This window comes from Candidatus Thermoplasmatota archaeon (genome assembly GCA_030018475.1).
In the GTDB taxonomy this organism is placed as follows: domain Archaea; phylum Thermoplasmatota; class JASEFT01; order JASEFT01; family JASEFT01; genus JASEFT01.
In genome coordinates this window covers 1-1,562 of record JASEFT010000081.1, presented here as the reverse complement: position 1 = coordinate 1,562, position 1,562 = coordinate 1, and the positions used below count along the sequence as shown (strand labels likewise).

Here is a 1,562-nt window from a genome sequence, read left to right as displayed (position 1 = left end):
CTGGCCAAGACTTTGTGTGAACGCCGATGATGCAGATGCATTACGATGCTTCACGCCTCTATGAAAGAATTCTACGTATTAACCTGAACCTATATTTGTTCTCACCTCCTTAATACTTACGAATTGCAAAGGTGCAATAGCAGGAAGGGTAGTTCGCGTCCTTTCCTTTTCACAATCCTCTATACGTGGTCTAAGCCACAGGCTGATGGTTCGTGTGAAGAAAGGTGCCACAAGCCAGCACGCGGTGTCAAAGCACCAGGGTGAACCACGTGGTCTCACGATACTAACGCCTTCCTTCTGCAGAGCCTTTGCAGTCTCGCAAGTTTTCTTTCAGTTGATGTTTCATTTTCCCACTCATACCTTTCTTTTCTCTTTAACATGTAATAAATTGAAACTAACAGCTTTCTAGCAGTTGCTGTCTTCGCAAGTTTCCTGCTCTTTTTTCTTCTGAGAATTCTTTTGTAGAACTCTTTTAGTTGCGGATTATATCTGATAGCCACATCTGTTACAACTGAAAGTATCCATCGTAAAGTACTGGGCCCCTCTTTAGTTATGCTTCCTATACGGGTAGTAAAAGAGGACTGTCTAACTTTAGGAACAAGTCCTGGATAGCTGCATACGGCCTTCTCATCTTTAAACCTATTCACATCGCCCAGTTCGCTTACAATAAGCAGTGCTGAGTAGTAGTCTATGCCCCTAATACTCATTAAGATCTTAGCATCTTCATTATCAGAAGAAAGTTTTGCTATCTCAGTTTGAAGTAATTCCTTTTGTTTCTCTAAATTCTCTATTTGAACAAGCATTGCTTTCAAAATAGAATCTCTATAGTCATTAAATCTCAGAGATTTTAATTTCTTCATACCGGCCATACCAAAGGTATCAGTATTTTCTTTGAATAAAGGTTTAAGACCGTTCTTTGTAACGAAGGCATGAATTCTATTCTTTACTCTAACAAGTTCACGACCTATCATTATTCTTGCTCTGAGCACTTCTCTGTTTTTGAGCGTCTCTTTGGTAGGTATGTAAGAAAGCGGTAAGTAATTTAGTCTGAGAAGATTAGCAATAACCAGGCTATCTTTATCATCTGTTTTACTATTGCTTGTCACTATTTCTTTTATTCTTTTTGGATGAGCTACTTTTACCTTATAGCCTCTGGCTGTAAGAAAATCGTATAATGGATAAGCAAGTGTAGATGCCTCAAAAGCAATTATTGCCTCTGGCTCGATATTCTCCGTTAGATTATTCCAGCCCTCTTCTTCGTTACTAAATTCCAAACGTTTCTTTATGTTTCCCATATAATCTATTATACCAGCTTTGCATTTTTCTAATCCCAAATCTATGCCTACATATTCCATTTTTATCACTTCTCCTGCGGTAGCTCTACTGATGTGCTACCGCATTATTAGATATGGTAAAACACGTAGAATTCTTTTTACGTCAGCCAGCACTTCGTAGGCTTTTATTCGATGACGCTACATTCGGGGTTGCCCATAGGGCAATGCCCTCGTTCCGCTCCTACCACGAAAAAACAGGGTGAACGCAGAGGGTTGTAAGAAATCAAA

1 protein-coding gene is annotated in these 1,562 nt (G+C 39.4%); it reads right to left on the bottom strand.

What is annotated here, in order from left to right:
- Positions 1–275: 275 nt before the first annotated feature.
- Positions 276–1,355 carry an IS110 family transposase gene (locus QMD21_07425; protein ID MDI6856592.1) on the bottom strand — a complete coding sequence of 360 codons (1,080 nt, stop codon included), beginning with the start codon at positions 1,353–1,355 and terminating at the stop codon, positions 276–278.
- Positions 1,356–1,562 lie beyond the last annotated feature (207 nt).